Raw genomic sequence first — 21,405 nt, 5'->3', positions numbered from 1 at the left:
GGTAGCTAGAGGAGCGACTGGTAGAGCTCCACAGTGCGATTGGCGACGGCGTCCCAGCCGAAGTCGGAGATCGCCCGGGTGCGGCCTGCCTTGCCCATCGCCTCGGCCTTGGCCGGGTTGGCGACCAGAGCGTTGATGCCTTCGGCCAGTTGGCGTTCGAAGGTGGTGGGGTCGTTCTCGTCGTACGGGACCAGCGTGCCGGTCTCGCCGTCGACCACGACGTCGGGGATGCCGCCGACCGCGCTGGCGACGACAGCGGTCTCGCAGGCCATCGCTTCCAGGTTGACGATGCCGAGCGGTTCGTAGATCGACGGGCAGCAGAACGCGAGCGCGTGGGTGAGCACCTGGCGGACCTCTTCGCGCGGCAGCATCTCGGAGACGATGAAGACGCCGTCGCGGCTGGCCTTCAGCTCGTCGACGAGCGCGTCGGTCTCAGCCTTCAGTTCGGGGGTGTCGGCGGCGCCTGCCAGCAGTACGAGCTGTACCGACGGATCGAGCTGCAGCCCCGCGCGGAGCAGATGCGGGACACCCTTCTGGCGGGTGATCCGGCCGACGAACGTCACGTACGGGCGGCTGAGGTCGACGCCGAGGCGCTCGAGCACGGTCGTCGACGGGTCCGGGTGGTAGAAGTCCGCGTCGATCCCGTTGGTGATGATGTGGACCTTGGCGGGATCGATTGCGGGGTAGCTGGCGAGGATGTCGTCGCGGGTCGCGTTGCTGACCGCGACGACCGCGTCCGCGGCCTCGTACGCCGTCCGCTCGGCCCAACTCGACAGCCGGTACCCGCCGCCGAGTTGCTCGGCCTTCCACGGGCGCAGCGGCTCGAGCGAGTGCGCGGTCACCACGTGCGGGATGCCGTACAGGAGCTTGGCCCAGTGGCCGGCCATGTTCGCGTACCAGGTGTGGGAGTGGACGAGCTGAGCCTCGCCGACGGCGGCCGTCATGGTGAGGTCGGTGGAGAGGATGCGCAGGGCCGCGTTCGCGTGCGGGATGCGCGGGTCGTCCTCGGAGTGCGCGATCGCGCCGGCTCGTGGTTCGCCCATGCAGTGCACCTCGACCTCGAGCAGCTTGCGCAACTCCCGGACCAGGAAGTCCACATGCACCCCGGCCCCGCCGTACACGTCCGGCGGAAACTCACGCGTCAGGATCGCGATCTTCATCCCCCGACCATAAGCCAAGTCACGAGGTGTGGGTGGCGACCCAGAAGCGGAGTTTGCCGTGGCGTTCGTCCTCCTGTTCGCCGCCGGCCGCGAGGATGACCTTGCGGGACGCCTCGTTGCCGGTGTCGCAGGTGACGAGGGCGGGATCGATGCCGAGCCGGGCGGCGATCGGCAGCGACTGGTGCAGCATCTGGGTGGCGTGGCCGCGGCGCCGGGCGGACGGTCGTACGCAGTACCCGATGTGCCCGCCGAGCTCGAGCAGCGGCGGCGTCAGCGTGTGCCGGATGGCGAGCCGGCCCAGCCACTCGACCCCGTCGTCGACGAACCAGAGCGTCGTCTGGTGCACCAGGTCGGGCGGCGGCGGAATGCTCTCGTCGGCGTCCGCACGGATCGCCTCGACCATCCGCGCGAACTCGCCAGGGTCCTCGGCCTGCTCCCGGGTCCACCGCTCGCGGAACCCGCTCGCCCCCATCCACCGCTCCTCCGAGGACCGCAACTCGTCCCAAGCTTCGAGGAAGGACCGGTGAACGGAGGTAGTGGGTTCGACAAGAATTGGCATACACCTAGTGTCACGACACTCTCAACCGTCTTATGCAACGGGGCAACCAAAGCTAAGGTGCGGACATGGCGAAGGCACCGAAAATTCTGGGAATCGTGCTGGCCGGTGGCGAGGGCAAGCGGCTGATGCCGCTCACGGCGGACCGGGCCAAACCGGCCGTGCCGTTCGGGGGCAGTTATCGCCTCATCGACTTCGTGCTGTCCAACCTGGTCAACGCGGGCATCCGCAGCCTCTGCGTGCTGACGCAGTACAAGTCGCATTCGCTGGACAGACACGTGACCATCACCTGGCGGATGTCGACCTTCCTGGGCAACTACGTCACCTGTGTGCCGGCCCAGCAACGGCTCGGCCCGCAGTGGTACCAGGGCAGCGCGGACGCGATCTACCAGTCGATGAACCTGATCAACGACGCGAAACCCGAGATCATCGTGGTGTTCGGCGCGGACCACGTGTACCGGATGGACGCCTCCCAGATGGTCGCCGACCACATCGCCCGCGGCAACGGCGTGACGGTGGCCGGGATCCGGGTACCGCGCGCCGAGGCGTCCGAGTTCGGCGTGATCAAGACCGCCGAGGACGGGCACACGATCGCCGAGTTCCTGGAGAAGCCGGCCGACCCGCCGGGCCTGCCGGACTCGCCGGACGAGACGTTCGCCTCGATGGGCAACTACGTGTTCAGCGCCGACGTCCTGGTGGAGGCGTTGCGCAAGGACGCCGCCAACCCGGCGTCCCGGCACGACATGGGTGGCGACATCGTGCCGATGCTGGTTGCCGAGGGCAAGGCGGGGGTCTACGACTTCAAGGACAACGACGTACCGGGCGCGCTGGACCGGGACCGGTCGTACTGGCGTGACGTCGGGTCGCTCGACTCGTACCACGAGGCGCACATGGACCTGGTCTCGATCCAGCCGGTCTTCAACCTGTACAACTCCGACTGGCCGATCTTCACCTCGCACCCGCAGCTGCCGGGCGCCAAGTTCACCGACAACGCGACCGTCGGCGAGTCGATCGTCTGCGCCGGCTCGATCATCTCCGGCGCGACCGTGGACCACTCGGTGCTGGGCGCCAACGTGATCGTCAGCGCGGGCGCGAACATCAAGAACGCGGTGATCATGGACAACTGCAAGATCGGCGCGAACGCCGTGCTGAGGAACGTCATCCTGGACAAGAACGTGATCGTGCCGGACGGCGTCGAGGTCGGCGTCGACCCCGACCGCGACCGCGAACGCGGCTTCACCGTCAGCAAGGGCGGCGTGACGGCAGTCGGGAAAGACACGGTCATCGAAGCGTGAACCCGGACGAAGTGAAGCCGGACGAGGCGAAGCCGGGAGTGCCGCCGGATTGGATCGTGGATCCGGGGGAGGCCGAGGCTGCCGCGGTGGCGCTCGACGAGGGCGATCCGGGGTGGCGGGAGTTGTTCGACATTCCGCCGGTGGAGCACGGGCGGTATCCCGAGGTCGCGTACTTCGCGGGCAACTCGCTCGGGTTGCGGCCGAAGGCGACCCGGGTCGAGTTGCTCGAGGACCTCGACTCCTGGGGGCGCTGGGGCGTCGACGGGCACCACGACGCTTTGCGCCCGTGGTTGCCGTACCACTCGTTGCTGACCGAGCCCGCGGCCCGGCTGGTCGGCGCCTTGCCGACTGAGACCGTCGTGATGAACTCGCTGACGGTCAACCTCCACCTGCTGATGGTGTCGTTCTACCGGCCGACGGCTGACCGCTTCAGGATCGTGATCGAGGACGCGGCGTTCCCGTCGGACAGCTACGCCGTACGGTCGCAGGCCGCGTTCCACGGCTACTCACCTGATGACGCGGTGGTCCGGCTCCGGCCGCGAGCCGGCGAGGACATACTGCGTACCGAGGACGTACTCGCCGCCGTGTCGGCACCGGACGTCGCCCTGGTCTTGCTGGGCGGCGTCAACTACCTGACCGGCGAATTGATGGACATTCCGGCGATCACCGAGGCCGGTCAGGCGGCCGGTGCCGTTGTCGGGTGGGATCTCGCGCACGCGGTCGGGAACGTGCCGCTGTCGTTGCACGAGTGGAACGTGGATTTCGCCGCCTGGTGCTCGTACAAGTACCTGAACTCCGGGCCGGGCGCGCTGGCCGGCGCCTTCGTGCACGAGCGTCATCTGGCGTCCGGGCTGCCGCGGTTCGAAGGCTGGTGGAGTACCGAGGAGGCGTCCCGGTTCGAGATGGCGCCCGAGTCGCGTCCGCCGGCCTCGGCCGATGCGTGGCAGGTGTCCAACCCGCCGATCTTCTCGATGAGCCCGGTACGGACGTCGCTGGAGATCTTCGGCAAGGTCGGCATCTCGGTACTTCGCGAGCGCAGCCTGCGACTCACGGCGCACCTGGAGAAGTTGCTGGCCGGGATCACGCCTTCGCGGCCCTTGCAGGTGATCACGCCTGCCGATCCGCTGCGGCGGGGTGCTCAGTTGTCGCTCCGCATCGGCGGTGGGCTGCGAGCCGGCGCGTTGTCCGAGACGCTGCGCTTCGAGCACGGCGTGATCGCCGACGCGCGCGAACCCGACATACTGCGGCTGGCTCCTGTGCCGCTCTATTCGCTGTACCACGACTGCTGGCGCGCGGTTGACGCGCTGGCCCAGGCTGTTCCGGAGAATGCATGACTGAGCGTGTAGCCATCGTCGGCGCCGGCCTGGCAGGGAGTCTGCTCGGGTGTTATCTGGCGCGGCGTGGGCTGTCGGTCGACCTGTACGAACGCCGGCCGGACCCGCGAGTGGGACAGCCCGAGCGGGGACGGTCGATCAACCTGGCGATCTCCGAGCGCGGGCTGGACGCGTTGCGCCGGATCGGGCTGGTCGAGTCGGTGATGACCGACGCGCTGCCGATGAAGGGGCGGATGATCCATCCGGTCGCCGGCCAGCTGGACTTCCACCAGTACTCCGCGTCGGGGGATCGGGCGATCAACTCGATCAGTCGCGGGACGCTGAACAACTCGCTGCTCGACGCGGCGGCCGCGGCGCCCGGGGTCTCGGTGCATTTCGAGCACCGGCTGGTGGAGCTGGATTCGTGCACCGGGTCGATGGTCTTCGAGACACCCGGCGGCAAGGTGAAGGTGTCGGCGGACGTAGTACTGGGTGCTGACGGCGCGGGCTCGGCGGTACGGGAACAATTGCTGGCCGAGGGGGCTGTCGTAGAGTCTGTGGAGTTCCTTGACTACGGCTACAAGGAACTGAGCATCCCAGCGGTGGACGGTGCTTTTGCGCTCGACCCGGGTGCGTTGCACATCTGGCCGCGGGGCACGTCGATGATGATCGCCCTGCCGAACCCGGACCGCTCGTTCACCTGCACGCTCTTCTGGCCGGCCGGCGATTTCGATGCCCTGAGCAACGCGGTCTCGATCGAGGCGCACTTCCGCACGCACTACCCAGATCTGTTGCCGTTGGCGCCTTCTTTGGTCGACGACTACCTCCACAACCCGGTCGGCGTCCTCGGTACGGTCCACACCCAACCCTGGCAGGCTCACGGCCGTACCGCCCTGATCGGCGACGCCGCTCACGCCATCGTCCCCTTCTACGGCCAGGGCGCCAACTGCGCCTTCGAAGACGTGGTCGAGCTCGACCGCTGCCTGGCCGACACCGGCGGCTCCTGGGCCCGAGCCTTACCCCTGTACGAACACCGCCGCCGCGAGAACACCGAAGCGATCGCCGCCATGGCCCTCGACAACTTCGTAGAAATGCGGGACAAGGTCACCAGCCCCGTCTACCGCCTCGGCAAACGCATCGAACACGCCCTCGAACGCCTGCTCCCCGGCCGCTACGTCTCCCGCTACGAGCTGGTCTCCTTCTCCACCACCCCGTACGCCGAAGTCCAGCAACGCGTCCACCGCCAACACCAATTCCTAGCCGCCGCCGTGCTGTTAGGAGCCGGCGTACTAGGCGCCGCGACACGAATCGCCCGCTCTGGCCGGGGGACACGATGAGCGGCTTGTGGCAGCCGGGCTTGCTGACCGGACAGCCTCAGTCGGTCGGGCTGTTGCGGAACTTCGTCGGTGGCTCGTTTGTCGATGGCGGCGCTCCTTTTGCCAAGGTCAGTCCGGTGACGGGGGAGCAGATCTTCGACGTTGCCGAGGCGGACGCTTCTGTTGTGGATGCTGCTGTGAGCGCTGCCAGGGCCGCCTTGAGCGGGCCTTGGGGGCGGATGGGTGAGCAGGAGCGGGCGGGGGTGCTTCGGCGGGTTGCGGATGAGTTGGAGCGGCGGTTCGAGGATCTGGTGGCCGCTGAGGTGGGGGATACCGGGAAGTCGATCAGTCAGGCTCGCACGCTGGACATTCCTCGGGGGGCGGCCAACTTTCGGTCGTTCGCGGACTTTGCGACGACCGCGTCGACTGAGTCCTTTACGACCACGTTGGCTGATGGACGGCGGGCGCTGAACTACGCGGTGCGGAAGCCGGTCGGGGTCGTCGCGATCATCGTGCCGTGGAATCTGCCATTGCTGCTGCTCACCTGGAAGGTGGCGCCGGCGCTTGCCTGTGGCAACTCTGTGGTGGTGAAGCCATCGGAGGAGACGCCTTCGTCGGCCACCGTTCTCGCCGAGGTGATGGCGGCCGCGGGCGTACCGGACGGGGTTTTCAATCTCGTGCACGGCTTCGGTCCGTCGTCGGCCGGTGAGTTCCTGACCAAGCATCCGGGCGTCGACGCGATCACCTTCACCGGCGAGTCCGCCACCGGCAGCGCGATCGCCAAGGTCGCCGCCGACGGGGTGAAGGCAGTGTCCTTCGAGCTGGGCGGCAAGAACGCCGGCCTGGTCTTCGCCGACGCCGACCTCGACGCGGCGGTCGAGGGATCGGTCCGCTCGGTCTTCACCAACGGCGGCCAGGTCTGCCTGTGCACCGAACGCCTGTACGTCGAACGCTCCGTCTTCGACGAGTTCAGCACCCGCCTCGCCGCCCGGGCCGCCGAACTCACCTTCGGCTGGCCCGCCGACGAGGCCACCGTCAACATGCCACTGATCTCGAAAACCCACCGCGACAAGGTTCTCTCGTACTACGACCTCGCACGAGCCGAAGGTGCCGACCTGCTGACCGGCGGCGGCATACCGTCCTTCGGCGACGCCCGCGACAACGGTTGCTATGTGCAACCAACCGTGGTGACCGGCCTGCCGTCGACCGCCCGGACGAACACCGAGGAGATCTTCGGCCCGATCTGCCACATCGCCCCGTTCGACACCGAGGACGAGGCGTTCGCGCTGGCCAACGATTCGCAGTACGGGCTGGCGGCAACGGTCTGGACGCGGGATGTGGGCCGGGCGCATCGGGCCGGCGCGGCGCTCGATGTCGGCATCGTCTGGGTCAACACCTGGTTCCTGCGCGATCTGCGCACGCCATTCGGTGGTACCAAGCTCTCCGGGATCGGTCGCGAAGGCGGCAACCACTCGCTCCACTTCTACTCGGAGCTGACCAACGTCTGCGTGGAGCTGTCGTGAGCGACGCGAAGGTGGTGGCGGGCAAGGCGACGCCGCGGGGGCGGTTTCCGCATGTGAAGGTGGCCGGTGGGTTCGCCTTCGTGTCGGGGACGTCGAGCCGGTTGCCGGACAACACGATCGCGGGCGCGTCGGTGGACGAGTTCGGGACGACGACGCTGGACATCCGGGTGCAGACGCGGGCGGTACTGGAGAACATCCGGGACATCCTGGGCGCGGTCGGTGCCGGCCTTGACGATCTGGTCAGCGTTACGGCGTACCTGGTGTCGATGAACGACTTCGGTGGGTACAACGAGGTCTACGGCGAGTTCTTCGACGAGGGTGGGCCGGCCCGGACGACGGTCGCTGTCCATCAGCTGCCGCATCCGCAGCTTCTGATCGAGATCCAAGCAGTCGCAGCCGTACAGTCCCAGCAGCCGTAAAGGAGAGGTGAAGACGATGGCGAACCTGGAGTCGACGAACTTCCCCGAGTGGGTCGAGCAGAACAAGCACCTGCTCAAGCCGCCGGTGGGCAACAAGCAGATGTTCCCGACGGGCGACGACTTCATCACGATGGTGGTCGGCGGGCCGAACCAGCGCAACGACTTCCACGTCGATCCGTACGAGGAGTTCTTCTACCAGATCAAGGGCACCATGCACGTCGACGTGATGACGGACGACGGGCCGGCCCGGGTCGACATCAACGAGGGCGAGATGTGGATGCTGCCGCGCAACATGCCGCACTCGCCGCAGCGTGACGCGGACTCGATCGGCCTGGTGATCGAGCGAGTCCGGGAGCCGGGCGTGCTGGAGAAGTTCCGCTGGTACTGCGCCAACTGCAACGCCGTCGTCCACGAGGTCGAGCTCCAGGTCAACGACATCGTCGAAGACCTCCCACCCGTCTTCAAAGCCTTCTACGACAGCGAAGACGCCCGCACCTGCCCCCAATGCGGCACCCTCCACCCAGGCAAGGCCTGATGCCGGGCGCCATCGACGTCCATACCCATCTCGTCCCCAAGGGCTGGCCAGATCTGAGTGTCGCCTGTGGTGGGGAGGGGTGGCCTTGGTTGCGGGTGGATTCTGAGCGGGACGCGATGATCATGGTCGGGGAGACGGAGTTCCGGCCGGTTGGGGCGCAGGCTTGGGATCCGGTGACGCGGCGGGGGGACATGGATGCTGATGGTGTCGAGCTGCAAGTGGTTTCGCCTACGCCGGTGTTCTTTGCGTATGAGCGGCCTGCCGATCAGGCGATCAAGGTTTCGCGGATCTTCAATGATCTGACGTTGGAGACGCTGGCGGGGGATGATCGGCTGGTGCCGTTTTGTCAGGTGCCGTTGCAGGATCCGGATGCTGCCTGTGCGGAGCTGGATCGGTGTCTGGCCGCCGGGCACAAAGGTGTTGAGATCGGCAACCATGTAGGGGACAAGGATCTCGACGACGCCGGGATCGTTGCCTTCCTCAAGCATTGCGCGGAGGTCGGCGCGCCGGTTCTGGTGCATCCGTGGGACATGCCGGGTGGGCCTCGGCTCGACCGCTGGATGGCGCGCTGGCTGACCGGGATGCCTGCGGAGACACATCTTTCCCTGCTGGCGATGATCCTCGGCGGCGCCTTCGACGAGCTGCCCGAGTCGTTGCGGATCTGTTTCGCCCACGGCGGCGGGAGTTTCGCCTTCTGGCTGGGCCGGGTGGAGAACGCCTGGCATCGCCGTGGCGACGTAGTACGGGGCAAGTCTCAGCACCCGCCCAGCCACTACGTCGGGCGCTTCTCCGTTGACACGGTCGTGTTTGAGCAACCAGCCTTGCGGTTACTGGTCGATACCCTCGGCGAAGACCAGGTAATGGTCGGGAGTGACTATCCGTATCCACTGGGTGAGCGACCCGTCGGGGAGGTCGTCCGGCGGGCCGACTGGCTCTCGGAGGCCCAGCAGGTCAAGCTGCTGTCAGACAACGCCTTACGTTTCCTGGGGGACCGAACTGGGAGGTCTTGATGCTGGGAGGTCTGATGTTGGGAGGCACGGATGACTGAGGACCGCTCTGTACTGACCCGCGAGGCACGTGATCCGGACGAGGAGCTGAGCTACGGCAACTACCCGGAGCAGATGGTCGACGTCTGGCATGCGCAAGAGCAGCGCCCGGTGATCATCTTCATCCACGGCGGCTTCTGGCGCCCGGAGTACGACCGGGTGCACGCCCGGCCGCTCGGCGAGGCATTGGCCGAGGAAGGGTGGCCGGTGGCATCCATCGACTACCGCCGCGAGCCCGGCAACCCCGACGCCACCGCCACTGACATCCGCGACGCCCTGGACCGGCTAGAGGACCTGATGGACCTCCGCGCGGGCTTCGTACTGGCCGGGCACTCCGCAGGCGGCCACCTCGCCCTGTGGGCGGCCGCAACGTTCAACCCCATCCGCCTCCGCGGAGTAGTTGCGCTGGCCCCAGTAGCCGACCTGTTGATGGCAGACCAGCTAGAGCTCGACAAGACCGCAGTACAGGACTTCCTGGGCGGTGGCGTCCGCAACGACCTGGACCCCACCCACTTGCCCGCCCCGATCATGCCGGTCTCGATCATCCACGGCACAGCCGACGCCCGAGTCCCCCTCGCAGTCTCCGAGTCCTACGCCACCGCCCACCCCACCGCGAGGCTCGTCCGCGTAGAAGGCACCGGCCACTACGAACTGATCGACCCCCTCAGTACCGCCTGGCCGCACGTGACAGCCGAGATCACCAGATACGCCGGCTGGGCCCAGGAGTAGGGCGCTGCAGGAGTAGGGCGCTGCGCGACTGTCAGGCGCGCTTGACGGCGGCCAGTAGGCCGTCGCTGGTGGGGAGTAGCGCTGAGGTCAGGTCGTCGTTGTCGCGGATGGCTCGGATGAGGTCGCGGACGGCCGTGGTGTCGGGGTCGCGGTGGGAGGGGTCGGCGACCCGGCCGCGGAGCAGGGCGTTGTCGAAGACGACCACGCCGCCGGGGCGGAGCAGGCGGAGGGCCTCGTGCAGGTACGCCGTGTACTCGCGCTTGTCGGCGTCGCAGAAGACCAGGTCGTAGTGGCCGTCGGTCAGCCGGGTGACGACGTCCAGGGCCGAGCCTGCGATCAGGCGGAAGCGGTTGGACGGTATGCCGGCGTCCAGGAAGGTCTTGCGGGCCAAGCGCTGGTTTTCCGCGTCCAGGTCGACCGTCGTCAGCGTGCCGTCGGCGCGCATGCCGCGCAGTAGCGCCAGGCCGGAGACACCGGTGCCGGTACCGATCTCCACGACTGCCTTGGCGCCCACCGCGGCAGCCAGCAGGCTCAGCGCGGAGGCGGCGCCAGGGCCGATCGAGGAGGTGCCACTGTCGTCGGCGCTCGCCCGTGCACCCGTGACGACTTCGTCCTCACCGGTGTAGCCCTCGGCGTAGGCCCAGGACGTGGGGTCGATGCCCGTGGCGATGATGCCCTCCCTGATCGATGCCGCTGCGGTACTCATCCCTGCGTTGTTTTCTCAGGGGAAGCCTAGCGTCCCCCGATGCCCAGACCGCGCCTCCCGCGCTGAGGTTGCGCACTCCTGCTCGTAACTTGTAGCCCTGAGCAGATATGATCGTGTTGACTGAGCAGGAATCACCCGGCGAAGGAGGTGTGGGCGGTGTCAGCAGCGTCAAGGGCGTCAGGAACGGATGACGTCGATCCCGGCTTCCTTGAAGATCGACAGCTGCGACTCGTCGGCCTGCGCGTCGGTGACGAGGGTGTCGATCTCGCTCAGCTCGCAGATCCGGGCGAAGGCGCGCTGGCCGAGCTTGCTGGAGTCGGCGACCACGACCACCTTGGCGGCCCGGCTGACGATCAGCTGGTTGATGTTCGCCTCGCCCTCGTGATGGGCGGTGGCGCCGGTCTCGTCGATCCCGTCGACGCCGATGAAGGCGATGTCCAGCGACAGGTCGGCCAGGATCCGGTGCGACAGCGGCCCGATCATCTCGTACGACTGCGGCCGCGCGACGCCGCCGGTCAGCACCATCTTGACGTGCGGGCGGACGATCAGCTCGTTGGCGATGTTCAGCGCGTTGGTGACGAGCGTGAAGGCCGGCTCGCCGTGCTCGGCGGACAGCTCCGGCCGGGTCGCCAGCGTGCGCGCGACTTCGGAGATCGTCGTACCGCCGTTCATCCCGATCACCATGCCGCGCCGGACCAGCGTCGCCGCGGCCTGCGCGATCCGCTGCTTCTCCGACGCGAAACGCGCAGTCTTGTAGCGCAACGGCAGGTCGTAGGAGACCGCGTTGGCGACCGCGCCGCCGCGGGTACGGGTCAGCAGCTGCTGTTTTCCCAGGTGGTCGAGGTCACGCCGGATCGTCGCCGCGGAGACGTGCAACTGCTCCGCGAGCTCGTCGACATCGATCGCGCCCTTCTCAGCGAGCGATTCGAGCAACGTGTTCAGGCGTTCATAACGTTTCACCCGGGGCTCCTCCTTCACACAATCGGTCAGCCGGACGGCTGCCGGTTGGCACCATTCGATCACGTTCGAGCAGTTTCGACCATTACAAGTCCGGAGACGACATGACCGACACTCCTTTCGTGAGCACTGAGATCGCCACTCAGCCCGAGCTGTGGCGGCAGGTGTCAGCCGGTTTCGCGCAGTACGGTGGCGTTTTGCCCACCGCCGGGCAGCGCGTTGCAGCGGTCGGCTGCGGCACCTCGTGGTTCATGGCGATGGCGTACGCCGCGCTGCGCGAGGACCTCGGCCAGGGCCTGACCGACGCGTTCGCCGGGTCGGAGTTCCCGGCCGGCCGCGAGTACGACGCGGTGGTGGTGATCAGCAGGTCCGGTACGACGACCGAGGTGCTCGACCTGATCCGCACCACGACCCTGCCGACGATCGCGATCACCGCGACGCCGGGATCGCCGATCGTGGAGCTCGCCGATCACACGATCATGCTCGACTTCGCGGACGAGCAGTCCGTAGTACAGACCCGTTTCGCGACCACCACGCTGGCGCTGCTGCGGGCGTCGCTCGGACAGGACCTGTCGCAGGCCGCCGCGGATGCCGAGGTTGCCCTGACCGTCGACGTCGACGAGCTGGCTAAGCTGGAGCAGGTCACGTACCTGGGCACCCGCTGGACCATCGGCCTGGCGCACGAGGCCGGCCTGAAGCAGCGCGAGGCAGCATCGGCCTGGACCGAGGCCTACCCGGCGATGGACTACCGGCACGGCCCGATCGCCATCGCCCAGCCCGGCCGCGGCGTCTGGATCTTCGGCGAGCCGCCGGCCGACCTGCTGGACGACGTGACCGCCACCGGTGCCACGATCGTCCACCACGCCGACCTGGACCCGATGGCCTCCCTGGTCGTCGCCCAGCGGGTAGCGGTCGCCAAGGCCCTCTCCCTGGGCCTCAACCCCGACCAGCCCCGCAGTCTGACCCGCTCAGTCATCCTCAGCTAGGTACTAGTCGAGCAGCGGTCATAGGAGACACCAGCACCCAGCCCAGCCGGTTGTAGAGCTGCTGCCCTTGCTCAGTAGCAACCAGTACGCCGGTACGCGCGCCGCTGCGGCTCGCTGCCTGGCTGAGCGCTCGCATGACGGTGGTACCGAGTCCCCGGCGCTGGTGGCCGGGCTCGGTGACCACCTGGTCGATCACCGCGTACTCGCCGCTCACCGCCGCCAGGCCCCGCGCCGCCGTCTCACCCCGGCTGCTGACGACCACGGTCACGAGCCTGTCCACCTGCTCGACCTCCAGCTCGTACTCCGGTGGGCAGGTCGGCTCCTCAGCGTTCAGCCTCGTTGTCATCAGGTACTCGGGCGCCTGCACCTGCCACCGGTCGTCCAGAGGTGGCTTGGGCCCGCAGATCTTCAGCCAGGTGTCTGGTGTCGTCAGGCGAGCCGCTAGCTCCGGCGCGTGGGTGGGGAGCACGTAGCGCGTGAGGTGTCCCGGCCGGTTGACGTCGATGCGGTAGCCCTCGGGTACCTCCACCGGTGCAGCCGTTCCGCGCGCTATGGCCCAGCCGTCGGCCCAGGCTTTAACCAGCATCGGCGACCGCCTTTGTGCTGTAGCTCGATACGTAGCCGAGTGCTGAAGCGCCGACCAGGCTTGCTGCGATCAGCAGGAGTGCGGCGTCGGTGCCGATAGCTGGAACGAGTAGGCCGGCCGCTGCCTGGCCGACTGCGGCAGCACCTACTCGCAGGCTGGCGGCTGTGGTGGCGACCCGGCCCTGTAGGGCTAGCGGGCTGTAGACCTGGCGGGCGGAGAACATGGCCGGCAGCATCGGGCCCTCTAGAAGGCCTGTGAACACTGCGAGCAATAGCAGCACAACGAAGCTGCTCGCCAACGGCCAAGCGGTGAAGGCGAGGCCATAGGCAGCTACCGACAGCATCACGACGTGCTCGGGTCGCCAGCGGGTCTGGAAACGGCCTAGGAGAAGGGCTGTGGTGACACTGCCCAGCTCCAAGGCGGTCCAGAGGTAGCCGGCGGCTGAGCGAGGCATGCCCAGCGAGGCCATGTGCAGCGGCAGGGTGATGAGCAGCATGCCGATCACGCCCATGAGGAGGGTGGTGGTCACCGTGGAGGCTCGCAGGCGCGGGGTGCGGGCTAGGTGGGTGAGGCCGGCTACTACTGAAGCCAGGAAGGGCTCCTGGGCCTTGTGGGCCGTCGGTAGCGAAGGTAGACGGCTGATCGCGAGGATGCTGAGGGCGGCGGTCAGGGCGATCACCACGGCGGCTGCTTCAACCGATACGGCTGCAGCGATGGTGGCCGCTGCTGCGGGGCCGGTGATGGTGGCTGCTCCGAAGCTGGCTGCCTCCAATGAGTTGGCCCGGGGGAGACGCTCCGACGGGACCAGGCTCGGGAGCATGCTGGTGAATCCGCCGCTGATCAGCGGCAGAGTCGTACCCGCGACTGCTGCGAGGACGGGAGTGACCCAGTGAGGGCTGTGGCCGACGACGGCGAGCATGGCGAGCATGACGGCGCCTAATGCGGCTTGGCTGAGGGCTAGCGCAGCACGGCGGTGCTGCGTTCTGTCGAGCCAGGCGCCGAGTAGCGGGCCGGTCACGATCGCGGGGAGCGCATAACCGGCGCCGGTGAGGCCGGCCAATGCAGCGCTGTCGGTGCGGTCCAGGACGAGCAGGACGAGGGTGAACGCGACCATCTCGGCAGCGACCCGCGCGAGGGTCGCCGCGGTCAGATAGCGGGCCAGCATCGTCCCTCCATACGTAACGCATAGATGGTTGTTACGCGTTACCTTAGCGAAGGCGTTACGATCGGTCGAGTGGAGAGTTTGACGACGCCGGACCGGATGATCCGGATCGCGGTGGACCTGGTGAACACCAAGTCGCTCGATCCGGAGAAGCTGACGTCGGTCGACGCGCTGCGGGAGTTCCTGCTCGAGCACGGTGAGCCGACGGCGACGGTCGACGAGGGGGATCTGGCGGCTGTGAAGGCGATTCGCGAGCGCATCCGGCCGGTGTTCCACGCCGAGCCGCGGGAGGCGGCCCGGATCCTCAACGAGTTGCTGCGCGACTACGCGGTACGGCCGTATCTGTCGGATCACGACGGGTCGCCGTGGCACCTGCACGTGGCCAAGCCGGAGGCGACGTGGGCCGAGTGGCTGGCGGCGGGGGCGGCGCTCGGGCTGTCCGGATTCGTGGCCGGGCACGGTTTCGAGGCGATCCACACCTGCGCCGCGGCGGATTGCGAGCGGGTCTTCGTCAACGCGGCGGAGCGGCGTCCACGGCGGTTCTGTACGCCGACGTGCGCCGGCCGGACCCGCGTTGCGTCGTACCGGGCCCGCTCGAAGGCGGCCGGGGCCTAGGATCGACGCGAGGATCCCGGCAACAGAGGAGCGCGCGTGACTCACACCGTCGTTGCAGAGCTGGTGGCGAACGTCCAGACGATCATCGCCAAGGCCGGGGACACGGTGGGGCCGGAGGACACCCTCGTCATCCTGGAGTCGATGAAGATGGAGATCCCGGTGCTCGCCGAGGTGGCCGGCACGATCACCGAGCTCAAGGTCTCCGAGGGCGAGGTCGTCCGCGACGGCGACCCGATCGCCGTGATCGAAGAGAAGTAGCGTTCAACCTTTGTCACCGCTCGCGCGTCTTGTAGATGAGAGTTCCATGAGAGCTGCCGAGGCGGGGAACTTCCCGTCAGCGGGGGCCGTTGACTCGTCGTACTGGCATCCCAGGGTCGAACCAGGGTGTACCCGACGTGCGAAGAGGACGGTGAACGCGGCACCATGGTGTTCTCACTCGTTGCCGAGCGGACCCAGGGAGGCGTTGCCGTGAAACCGGTCGACACTCCCGTGGTGCCCGCTGCGAGCACCCCGAAGGTCCAGCCGGAGATCGAGGCGCTGCCGTCCTGGGACGAGATCGTCCGGGCCCACTCGGCCCGCGTCTACCGGCTCGCGTACCGGCTCACCGGCAACAAGCACGACGCCGAGGACCTGACCCAAGAGGTCTTCGTCCGGGTCTTCCGGTCGCTGTCGTCCTACACGCCCGGCACCTTCGAGGGCTGGCTCTACCGGATCACCACCAACCTGTTCCTGGACGGTGCCCGCCGCAAGCAGCGGATCCGGTTCGACGGGCTGCCCGAGGACGCGCACGACCGGCTGCCCGCCAAGGGCTCCGGCCCGGCCGAGAAGCTCGACCACGACCTGTTCGACCACGACGTGCAGTACGCGCTGGACGCGCTGCCCGAGGACTTCCGGGCGGCCGTGGTGCTCTGCGACATCGAGGGCATGACGTACGACGAGATCGCCGACGTGCTGGATGTGAAGCTCGGTACCGTCCGCAGCCGGATCCACCGCGGCCGCTCGATGCTGCGCAAGCACCTCGAGCACCGCGCGCCGCGGTCCGGCCAGACCCGTATCAGCGGCCCGCCCACCGACGGGCCCCTCAGTGCCGGAGGTGGCGACCGGTGACCGTGCAACACCCCTTGGACAAGCTGAGCGCCGTCGTCGACGGTGAGCTCGACCACGACTCGCGCGACAAGGTGCTGAGCCACCTGGTCGGCTGCGACACCTGCCGCTCCGAGGTGGACGCCCAGCGGCGGCTCAAGGCCCGGCTGGCCGCGACGCCCGCTCCGGACCCCTCGATGGACCTGATGCAGCGCCTGATGGGCGTCTCGTCGTTCGGCACGGAGCCGCGCGAGGAGATCCGCCCGGTGCTCACGCCGGCTTTCACCCTCAGCCCTCAGCGATCGGCCTTCCCGGCTGCGCGGAGCGACGCAACGCGACCAGGCTCCCGTACTGCGATCCGCAGCCGCCGGCGTACCGGCGTGCTGGGTGCAGCGGGCTCCGCAGCCGCCATGGCCTCACTACTCGGCACTGCGTTCGTACTGGGCGACCCGGCCCGGTCGGAGCAACCGCCGTCGCTGCAACCCCCGCTGACCAGCTACACCGCCGACCACGCGGCCGCGACCGCCGGTGCTCCGTTCGCAGACCCGGTAGCGCTGATGAACTCCTTCAACGGGGCTGGATACGCCGGGCTCAGCCCGACGCTGCAGCCGGTGGCTCTGACAGGCCGCTGACCGATGAGCCTTTCGCGGCTCGCCATAGTGGTCGGCACTGCGCTGATCGGCTTTGGCCTGCCTGTGCCTGCTGCGGCTACGCCTGCTCCGGTGGCGCAGCGCGAGGACAACCCGAACGCTGTCGCCTGGCTGGAGCGGGCGGCGGCAGCGCCGGATCATGTCTCGTACCACGGCACCCAGATCATCACCTCCTGGGGAACGCAGGGGTCGAGCTCCGCGATGCTTGACATCGTCCACGCCGCTTCGCAGGGGTCTGAAATCAGCGTGGTCGGGTCCTCCGCGTCACCGGGTGCCAAGGCGTTCGTGCAGCGCGCCAGCCACGCAGTGGGGCCGACTGTCGACGGTGGGCCGCTGTCGCTGCTCAAGGCGACGTACGAGCTCGCCTACAAGTGCTGTACGGACACGATCGGGCGGGCCGCGGTACTGGTCGAGGCGCTCCGGGCTGACCGGACGCTGGCGGCACGGTTCTGGATCGACCAGGCAACCGGGTTGCTGCTGCAGCGGCAGCTGTTCAGCGACGACGGCAAGACGATGGTCCGGGCGACCGTCTTCACCGACCTGGAGATCGAGGAGTCCGAGTTCATCGGCCACTTGCCGCCGATGGCTCCGGGCAGTGTCGAGTCGGTCGGGATGGGCAGTGTCGACGGGCTGCGCTCACAGGGCTGGACCTGCTCGCCGGTGCTCCCGGCGTCGCTGCAGCTCTACGACGTCCATCAGGACCAGGCGACCAAGTCGCTGCAGTTCTCGTACTCGGACGGGCTGTTCAACGTCTCGCTCTTCGAGCAGCGCGGGGAGCTCGACCCGGCCGCAGTGGCGGGCTACACGGCGTCGACGACGCCTGAGGGGGCACGGGTCTACCAGCGGTACGGGATGCCGTCGTACGTCGTCTGGTCGTCGGGTGGGATCGTCTACACGATGGTTGGCGACCTGCCGTTCGAGACGCTCGGCAAGGTGGTCGCGGCGTTCCCGCACGTGCCGCCGCCCAACGTCACGGCGGTCCAGCGGATGGGCACCGGGTTGGCTAAAATCGCCTCTTGGCTCACACCGATGGGTGCGCTTTCCCACAAGCTGGGATAATCAACTGTGGGAGTACTTCCCGGCACCTCGGTGCGGGCCGCTCCCGACTCCAAGACGACGACGACGACGTGAGGCGGGCACCGTGAGCTGGGATGACGCCGAACCGACGCCCCGGAACCCTGCAACCCCGGACAGCAACCAGGACGTTGGGGCGCCTGTGGGCGACCCGACCCTGGCCGACGCGGCCGCAGGTCTCACTGCGCCGCAGCCGGTGACTCCTGCGCCCGCACCTGCTGCACCCCCTGCACGCCAGGCTGCTGCCGGTCCGGCTCCGGCTGGCCAGGCCCCTCCGGCTCCAGCCGGCTCGGGGTACTTCGGGGCGGCTCCTTCGACCAATGGATACGCGGGGAGTCCGGCGGTCTCCGCGCTGACTCCGCCGAACACCATGGCCGGGTCGCAGCCGTTGCCGGCTCCGGGCAGCAGCAGTTCGGCGTACCGGCAGAGCAACGGGCGGTCGACGACCCAGCGCAGCTTCGGACGGCCTGAGCCGCAGGACAACGGGTTCCGGCCCACGTACCCCGCCGGGCAGGCCTGGCCGACCGCGCAGCCGGACTACGTGCCCCCGCCGCCGCTGGACTGGCACCAGCAGCAGGCTCGCGCGTACACCCCGGCACCGCCGGAGAAGCGCAACAAGATCATCAGCCTGGCGGCCGTGATCGCCCTGCTCATCGGTCTGGTCGCAGGCGGAGGTGCGGCCGTGGCGGTGGTGGCTCTGGACAAGAACAGCGTCGACGACTCCGGTCCGGAGATCGGTACCGGCGCCGACCCGAAGATCAAGACCGGCTCGGTCTCGGCCGTCGCCCAGACGCTGCTGCCGAGCGTCGTCCAGCTCAAGGTGGAAGGGGCCGACGACTCCAACGCCACTGGCTCCGGCTTCGTCATCGACGGCTCCGGGCACATCCTGACGAACAACCACGTCGTCGCGGCCGCGGCGGACGGCGGTTCGATCCAGGTGGTGACGGAGAAGGGCAAGGTCGCCACGGCCCGCCTGGTCGGCCGCTCACCGGCGTACGACCTGGCGGTGGTCCAGGTGTTCGGGATCGACGCGCCGTCGGTGCAGTTCGGCGAGTCCGCGAAGGCGGTCGTCGGGCAGGACGTGGTGGCGATCGGTTCGCCGCTCGGCCTCGCCGGGACCGTCACGTCCGGCATCGTCTCGGCCAAGAACCGGCCGGTCACCGCCGGTGGCGAGGGCGAGATCTCGTACATCAACGCGCTGCAGACCGACGCGGCGATCAACCCGGGCAACTCGGGCGGGCCGCTGGTCGACATGGACGCGCACGTGATCGGCGTCAACTCGGCGATCGCGACGGTGCGCGGTGCCGAGCCGGGTGCGAGTGGGAACATCGGGCTCGGATTCGCGATCCCGATCGACCAGGCACGGCGTACCGCGCAGCAACTGATCGCCTCCGGCCACGCGTCGTACCCGGTGATCGGCGCGAACGTGGACATGCAGTTCGAAGGCGGCGCCCGGGTCAGCGAGATCCTGCCGAAGAGCGCGGCCCAGCGAGCCGGACTGCGCACCGGCGACGTGATCACCCAGATCAACCGCCAGCCGGTGGACACCGCCGAGGCGCTGATCGTCGCGATCCGCACACACCAGCCCGGCGAGAACATCCGGCTGGTCTTCGAGCGCGGCGGCAAACCGCGCGAGGTGACCCTGAAGCTGACCGCCCAGGAAGGCTGAGCGACCCGGACGGGTCGTCGACCAGCAGCGGGCTAGGCTGTCCGCGGCGCAACGGAACCTCGGAAAAGGTGGGGCATGTTCAACATCGGTCCGCTCGAGATAGCGGTGATCGCCATCGTCGCGATTCTCGTCTTCGGCCCCGACCGGCTTCCGGAGTTCGTCCGTACCGCCGCCAAGCTGCTCGGCCAGGTCCGTGGCATGGTCAGCAAGGCCCAGAACGACCTCCGCGAGGAGCTCGGCCCCGAGTTCGCCGACCTGGACGTCCGCGACCTCAACCCCCGCAGCTTCGTCCGCAAACACCTCCTGGACGGCATCGACGGCGACTTCGACGCCGACAAGCCGATCTCCAACGGCTACGCCACCCCCGAACGCCTCCCCACCGGCACCCGAGCCCCCTTCGACCCCGAAGCCACGTAGTACTTCCGCTTCCTGAGTCAGGCGCGGCGTACTCGCCCACGCTGGCGCCTCCGCTCGCTCCTTCGTCGCTCACCCGGCGCTGAGCTCCCACCCGCCCCGGGCGCGGGCTCCTCCGTCGCCGGCTTGGTGAGAGCGGGCTGGTTGTCGCGGGTCTGCTATGGGTGGCTGACTGCCATGGCGTGGACTCGGGGGCTGTCTGGCGTTAGGTATCCGCCCACGCCGGCCCACACCGGCGCCCCGTTCGCTCTGCGTCGCTCAGGCTTCTACGCCTCGGGGTGGGTACTGCGGCAGCGCCCCAGCTATCGAGTCGCTAGCGATCTGCGAGACGACGGGGCCAGGGTGCTGTCGAGTAAGCGGGCGCAGCACGCGCCCATGGGGTGGGTGGGAGCGGGCTGCGTAGTTAGGCCGCGTGGGGAATTACAGGTCAGCGGCCGATTGGGGAGAGGCCTAGTTGGCGGCCGAGGAGGCCTCGGGGTTTGCCGCCTAGGCGGTCGGCGATTTCGCCGAGGACCAGGGCCGCTGGGGTCTCCGGGTCGGCCATCACCAGGGGCTGGCCGATGTCGCCGCCGCTGCGGAGGCGCTCGTCGAGTGGGACCTCACCCAGCAGGGGGATCTCGTATCCGAGCCGCTGCGACAGTGTCGACGCCACTCGCGCGCCACCGCCGGAGCCGAAGATCTCGATCCGGTGCGAGGGGCCGCAGTGCGGGCAGGGCAGGAACGACATGTTCTCGATCACGCCGGCCACCCGCTGGTGCACCATCTGCGCCATCGTGCCGGCCCGCTCGGCCACCTCGGCGGCGGCCTCCTGCGGGGTCGTCACCACGATGACCTCCGCGCTGGTCAGCCGCTGGCCGACCGAGATCGCGATGTCGCCGGTACCGGGCGGCAGGTCGAGCAGCAGGACGTCGAGGTCGCCCCAGTACACGTCGGCCAGCATCTGCACCAGCGCGCGGTCCAGGATCGGCCCGCGCCAGGCGACCACCTGGTCGCGCTTGGGCTTGAGCATGCCGATCGAGATCACCTTCACGCCGTGCGCGGGCACCGGCATGATCATGTCGTCCACCGCGGTCGGCCGCTCGTCCGCGACGCCGAACATCGCGGGGATCGAGTGGCCGTAGATGTCGGCGTCCAGGACGCCGACCGACAGCCCCTTGGCCGCCATCGCGACGGCCAGGTTCACCGTCACCGACGACTTGCCGACGCCGCCCTTGCCGGACGCGATCGCGAACACCTTGGTCAGCGAGTCGGCCCGCGCGAACGGGATCTCTTTCTCGGCCACCCCACCGCGCAGTTGGGTCTGCAGGGCGGCGCGCTGCTCGGTCGACATCACGCCGAGCTCGATCTCGACCCCGGTCACGCCGTCGAGCGCGCTGACGGCGGCGGTGGTGTCGCGGCGCAGGGTGTCCTTCATCGGGCAGCCGGCGACGGTCAGCAGGATCTTCACCGCGACCACGCCGTCGGTTTTCACCACGACGGATTCGACCATGCCGAGTTCAGTGATCGGCTTCTTGATCTCCGGGTCGATGACGCCACCCAGTGCGGCGGTCACTTGGTCAGCAGTTGGGGCCATGCCCACAAGGCTACGTGCTCCACAACCCCCACCCGACC

At 68.4% G+C, this 21,405-nt stretch carries 23 protein-coding genes; 16 read left to right on the top strand and 7 right to left on the bottom strand.

The features are described from left to right. Positions 1–5 precede the first annotated feature (5 nt). Together glgA and ACIA12_RS31960 are read right to left on the bottom strand one after the other, a co-directional pair. On the bottom strand, positions 6–1,160 hold the full coding sequence (gene glgA, locus ACIA12_RS31965; protein ID WP_396370930.1) for a glycogen synthase: 1,155 nt from the start codon (positions 1,158–1,160) through the stop codon (positions 6–8). A gap of 19 nt (positions 1,161–1,179) precedes the next feature. Beyond that, positions 1,180–1,719: a GNAT family N-acetyltransferase gene (locus ACIA12_RS31960; protein WP_396370929.1), complete on the bottom strand. Its 540-nt coding sequence runs from the start codon at positions 1,717–1,719 to the stop codon at positions 1,180–1,182. Between the two features lie 65 nt (positions 1,720–1,784). Between ACIA12_RS31960 and glgC the strand changes: the two genes are divergently transcribed. From glgC to ACIA12_RS31920, 8 genes are read left to right on the top strand one after another with little or no spacing between them, the layout of a single operon-like run. Further along, positions 1,785–3,011, top strand: coding sequence for a glucose-1-phosphate adenylyltransferase (gene glgC, locus ACIA12_RS31955; RefSeq protein WP_396370928.1), 1,227 nt, complete (start codon positions 1,785–1,787; stop codon positions 3,009–3,011). Beyond that, the gene (gene kynU / locus ACIA12_RS31950; RefSeq protein ID WP_396370927.1) at positions 3,008–4,345 is read left to right on the top strand and encodes a kynureninase; all 1,338 of its coding nucleotides are present in this window, start codon (positions 3,008–3,010) and stop codon (positions 4,343–4,345) included. The genes glgC and kynU overlap by 4 nt, the downstream gene beginning before the upstream one ends. After that, positions 4,342–5,661, top strand: coding sequence for an FAD-dependent oxidoreductase (locus tag ACIA12_RS31945; protein WP_396370926.1), 1,320 nt, complete (start codon positions 4,342–4,344; stop codon positions 5,659–5,661). Before kynU ends, ACIA12_RS31945 begins: the two co-directional genes overlap by 4 nt. After that, positions 5,658–7,163, top strand: coding sequence for a 2-hydroxymuconic semialdehyde dehydrogenase (locus ACIA12_RS31940; protein ID WP_396370925.1), 1,506 nt, complete (start codon positions 5,658–5,660; stop codon positions 7,161–7,163). The genes ACIA12_RS31945 and ACIA12_RS31940 overlap by 4 nt, the downstream gene beginning before the upstream one ends. Continuing rightward, positions 7,160–7,582, top strand: coding sequence for a RidA family protein (locus ACIA12_RS31935; protein WP_396370924.1), 423 nt, complete (start codon positions 7,160–7,162; stop codon positions 7,580–7,582). The genes ACIA12_RS31940 and ACIA12_RS31935 overlap by 4 nt, the downstream gene beginning before the upstream one ends. 16 nt (positions 7,583–7,598) lie before the next feature. Beyond that, positions 7,599–8,117, top strand: coding sequence for a 3-hydroxyanthranilate 3,4-dioxygenase (locus tag ACIA12_RS31930; protein ID WP_396370923.1), 519 nt, complete (start codon positions 7,599–7,601; stop codon positions 8,115–8,117). After that, positions 8,117–9,127: an amidohydrolase family protein gene (locus ACIA12_RS31925; protein WP_396370922.1), complete on the top strand. Its 1,011-nt coding sequence runs from the start codon at positions 8,117–8,119 to the stop codon at positions 9,125–9,127. Before ACIA12_RS31930 ends, ACIA12_RS31925 begins: the two co-directional genes overlap by 1 nt. A gap of 30 nt (positions 9,128–9,157) precedes the next feature. Next, on the top strand, positions 9,158–9,892 hold the full coding sequence (locus ACIA12_RS31920) for an alpha/beta hydrolase family protein (RefSeq protein WP_396370921.1): 735 nt from the start codon (positions 9,158–9,160) through the stop codon (positions 9,890–9,892). Positions 9,893–9,923: 31 nt separating this feature from the next. Here ACIA12_RS31920 and ACIA12_RS31915 read toward each other — a convergent pair whose 3' ends face one another. After that, complete coding sequence (locus ACIA12_RS31915) at positions 9,924–10,598, bottom strand: O-methyltransferase (protein ID WP_396370920.1); 675 nt, start codon at positions 10,596–10,598, stop codon at positions 9,924–9,926. A 177-nt stretch (positions 10,599–10,775) separates the two neighbouring features. After that, positions 10,776–11,558 carry a DeoR/GlpR family DNA-binding transcription regulator gene (locus ACIA12_RS31910; RefSeq protein ID WP_328327915.1) on the bottom strand — a complete coding sequence of 261 codons (783 nt, stop codon included), beginning with the start codon at positions 11,556–11,558 and terminating at the stop codon, positions 10,776–10,778. 119 nt (positions 11,559–11,677) lie between these two features. On the opposite strand from ACIA12_RS31910, the gene ACIA12_RS31905 reads away from it, so the two are divergent. After that, positions 11,678–12,541 (top strand): SIS domain-containing protein, encoded by an 864-nt coding sequence (locus ACIA12_RS31905; protein WP_396370919.1) that lies wholly within the window; start codon positions 11,678–11,680, stop codon positions 12,539–12,541. On the opposite strand, the gene ACIA12_RS31900 is transcribed toward ACIA12_RS31905, so the two are convergent. Both ACIA12_RS31900 and ACIA12_RS31895 read right to left on the bottom strand, forming a co-directional pair. Continuing rightward, positions 12,534–13,127 carry a GNAT family N-acetyltransferase gene (locus tag ACIA12_RS31900; RefSeq protein ID WP_396370918.1) on the bottom strand — a complete coding sequence of 198 codons (594 nt, stop codon included), beginning with the start codon at positions 13,125–13,127 and terminating at the stop codon, positions 12,534–12,536. The two genes, ACIA12_RS31905 and ACIA12_RS31900, sit on opposite strands and share 8 nt — an antisense overlap. Then, positions 13,117–14,292 (bottom strand): MFS transporter, encoded by a 1,176-nt coding sequence (locus tag ACIA12_RS31895; RefSeq protein WP_396370917.1) that lies wholly within the window; start codon positions 14,290–14,292, stop codon positions 13,117–13,119. The genes ACIA12_RS31900 and ACIA12_RS31895 overlap by 11 nt, the downstream gene beginning before the upstream one ends. Before the next feature lie 69 nt (positions 14,293–14,361). On the opposite strand from ACIA12_RS31895, the gene ACIA12_RS31890 reads away from it, so the two are divergent. The 7 genes from ACIA12_RS31890 to ACIA12_RS31860 all read left to right on the top strand — a co-directional run bounded on the left by ACIA12_RS31890 (position 14,362) and on the right by ACIA12_RS31860 (position 19,797). Continuing rightward, entirely contained in the window at positions 14,362–14,904 is a 543-nt protein-coding gene (locus ACIA12_RS31890; protein ID WP_396370916.1) for a CGNR zinc finger domain-containing protein, read from the top strand. Positions 14,905–14,940: 36 nt separating this feature from the next. Then, positions 14,941–15,162, top strand: a complete 222-nt coding sequence (locus ACIA12_RS31885) for a biotin/lipoyl-binding carrier protein (protein WP_396370915.1) — start codon at positions 14,941–14,943, stop codon at positions 15,160–15,162. A gap of 165 nt (positions 15,163–15,327) precedes the next feature. Beyond that, complete coding sequence (gene sigE, locus ACIA12_RS31880; RefSeq protein WP_396370914.1) at positions 15,328–16,011, top strand: RNA polymerase sigma factor SigE; 684 nt, start codon at positions 15,328–15,330, stop codon at positions 16,009–16,011. Beyond that, a complete protein-coding gene (locus ACIA12_RS31875; RefSeq protein WP_396370913.1) occupies positions 16,008–16,619 on the top strand; it encodes an anti-sigma factor family protein in 612 nt (203 codons plus the stop codon). Before sigE ends, ACIA12_RS31875 begins: the two co-directional genes overlap by 4 nt. Positions 16,620–16,622: 3 nt before the next feature. Beyond that, entirely contained in the window at positions 16,623–17,696 is a 1,074-nt protein-coding gene (locus tag ACIA12_RS31870) for a transcriptional regulator (RefSeq protein WP_396370912.1), read from the top strand. Positions 17,697–18,081: 385 nt separating this feature from the next. After that, the gene (locus tag ACIA12_RS31865) at positions 18,082–19,380 is read left to right on the top strand and encodes a S1C family serine protease (protein ID WP_396370910.1); all 1,299 of its coding nucleotides are present in this window, start codon (positions 18,082–18,084) and stop codon (positions 19,378–19,380) included. 75 nt (positions 19,381–19,455) lie between these two features. After that, a complete protein-coding gene (locus tag ACIA12_RS31860; protein ID WP_396370909.1) occupies positions 19,456–19,797 on the top strand; it encodes a sec-independent translocase in 342 nt (113 codons plus the stop codon). Positions 19,798–20,221: 424 nt separating this feature from the next. On the opposite strand, the gene ACIA12_RS31855 is transcribed toward ACIA12_RS31860, so the two are convergent. Further along, positions 20,222–21,367, bottom strand: a complete 1,146-nt coding sequence (locus tag ACIA12_RS31855) for an Mrp/NBP35 family ATP-binding protein (protein WP_396370908.1) — start codon at positions 21,365–21,367, stop codon at positions 20,222–20,224. Positions 21,368–21,405: the final 38 nt, after the last annotated feature.

The sequence above is a fragment of the Kribbella sp. NPDC051620 genome (assembly GCF_044453825.1).
Classification (GTDB): domain Bacteria; phylum Actinomycetota; class Actinomycetes; order Propionibacteriales; family Kribbellaceae; genus Kribbella.
Note: the sequence above shows the minus strand (reverse complement) of the source record. Positions and strands in the feature narration are given on the sequence as shown.

What these genes read in the sequence shown, in the direction of transcription:
- glgA (WP_396370930.1), bottom strand. Translation starts at nt 1,160, where the DNA reads ATGAAGATCGCGATCCTGACGCGTGAGTTTCCGCCGGACGTGTACGGC.
- ACIA12_RS31960 (WP_396370929.1), bottom strand. Translation starts at nt 1,719, where the DNA reads ATGCCAATTCTTGTCGAACCCACTACCTCCGTTCACCGGTCCTTCCTC.
- glgC (WP_396370928.1), top strand. Translation starts at nt 1,785, where the DNA reads ATGGCGAAGGCACCGAAAATTCTGGGAATCGTGCTGGCCGGTGGCGAG.
- ACIA12_RS31945 (WP_396370926.1), top strand. Translation starts at nt 4,342, where the DNA reads ATGACTGAGCGTGTAGCCATCGTCGGCGCCGGCCTGGCAGGGAGTCTG.
- ACIA12_RS31940 (WP_396370925.1), top strand. Translation starts at nt 5,658, where the DNA reads ATGAGCGGCTTGTGGCAGCCGGGCTTGCTGACCGGACAGCCTCAGTCG.
- ACIA12_RS31930 (WP_396370923.1), top strand. Translation starts at nt 7,599, where the DNA reads ATGGCGAACCTGGAGTCGACGAACTTCCCCGAGTGGGTCGAGCAGAAC.
- ACIA12_RS31925 (WP_396370922.1), top strand. Translation starts at nt 8,117, where the DNA reads ATGCCGGGCGCCATCGACGTCCATACCCATCTCGTCCCCAAGGGCTGG.
- ACIA12_RS31920 (WP_396370921.1), top strand. Translation starts at nt 9,158, where the DNA reads ATGACTGAGGACCGCTCTGTACTGACCCGCGAGGCACGTGATCCGGAC.
- ACIA12_RS31915 (WP_396370920.1), bottom strand. Translation starts at nt 10,598, where the DNA reads ATGAGTACCGCAGCGGCATCGATCAGGGAGGGCATCATCGCCACGGGC.
- ACIA12_RS31900 (WP_396370918.1), bottom strand. Translation starts at nt 13,127, where the DNA reads ATGCTGGTTAAAGCCTGGGCCGACGGCTGGGCCATAGCGCGCGGAACG.
- ACIA12_RS31895 (WP_396370917.1), bottom strand. Translation starts at nt 14,292, where the DNA reads ATGCTGGCCCGCTATCTGACCGCGGCGACCCTCGCGCGGGTCGCTGCC.
- sigE (WP_396370914.1), top strand. Translation starts at nt 15,328, where the DNA reads ATGGTGTTCTCACTCGTTGCCGAGCGGACCCAGGGAGGCGTTGCCGTG.
- ACIA12_RS31870 (WP_396370912.1), top strand. Translation starts at nt 16,623, where the DNA reads ATGAGCCTTTCGCGGCTCGCCATAGTGGTCGGCACTGCGCTGATCGGC.
- ACIA12_RS31865 (WP_396370910.1), top strand. Translation starts at nt 18,082, where the DNA reads ATGGCCGGGTCGCAGCCGTTGCCGGCTCCGGGCAGCAGCAGTTCGGCG.
- ACIA12_RS31860 (WP_396370909.1), top strand. Translation starts at nt 19,456, where the DNA reads ATGTTCAACATCGGTCCGCTCGAGATAGCGGTGATCGCCATCGTCGCG.
- ACIA12_RS31855 (WP_396370908.1), bottom strand. Translation starts at nt 21,367, where the DNA reads ATGGCCCCAACTGCTGACCAAGTGACCGCCGCACTGGGTGGCGTCATC.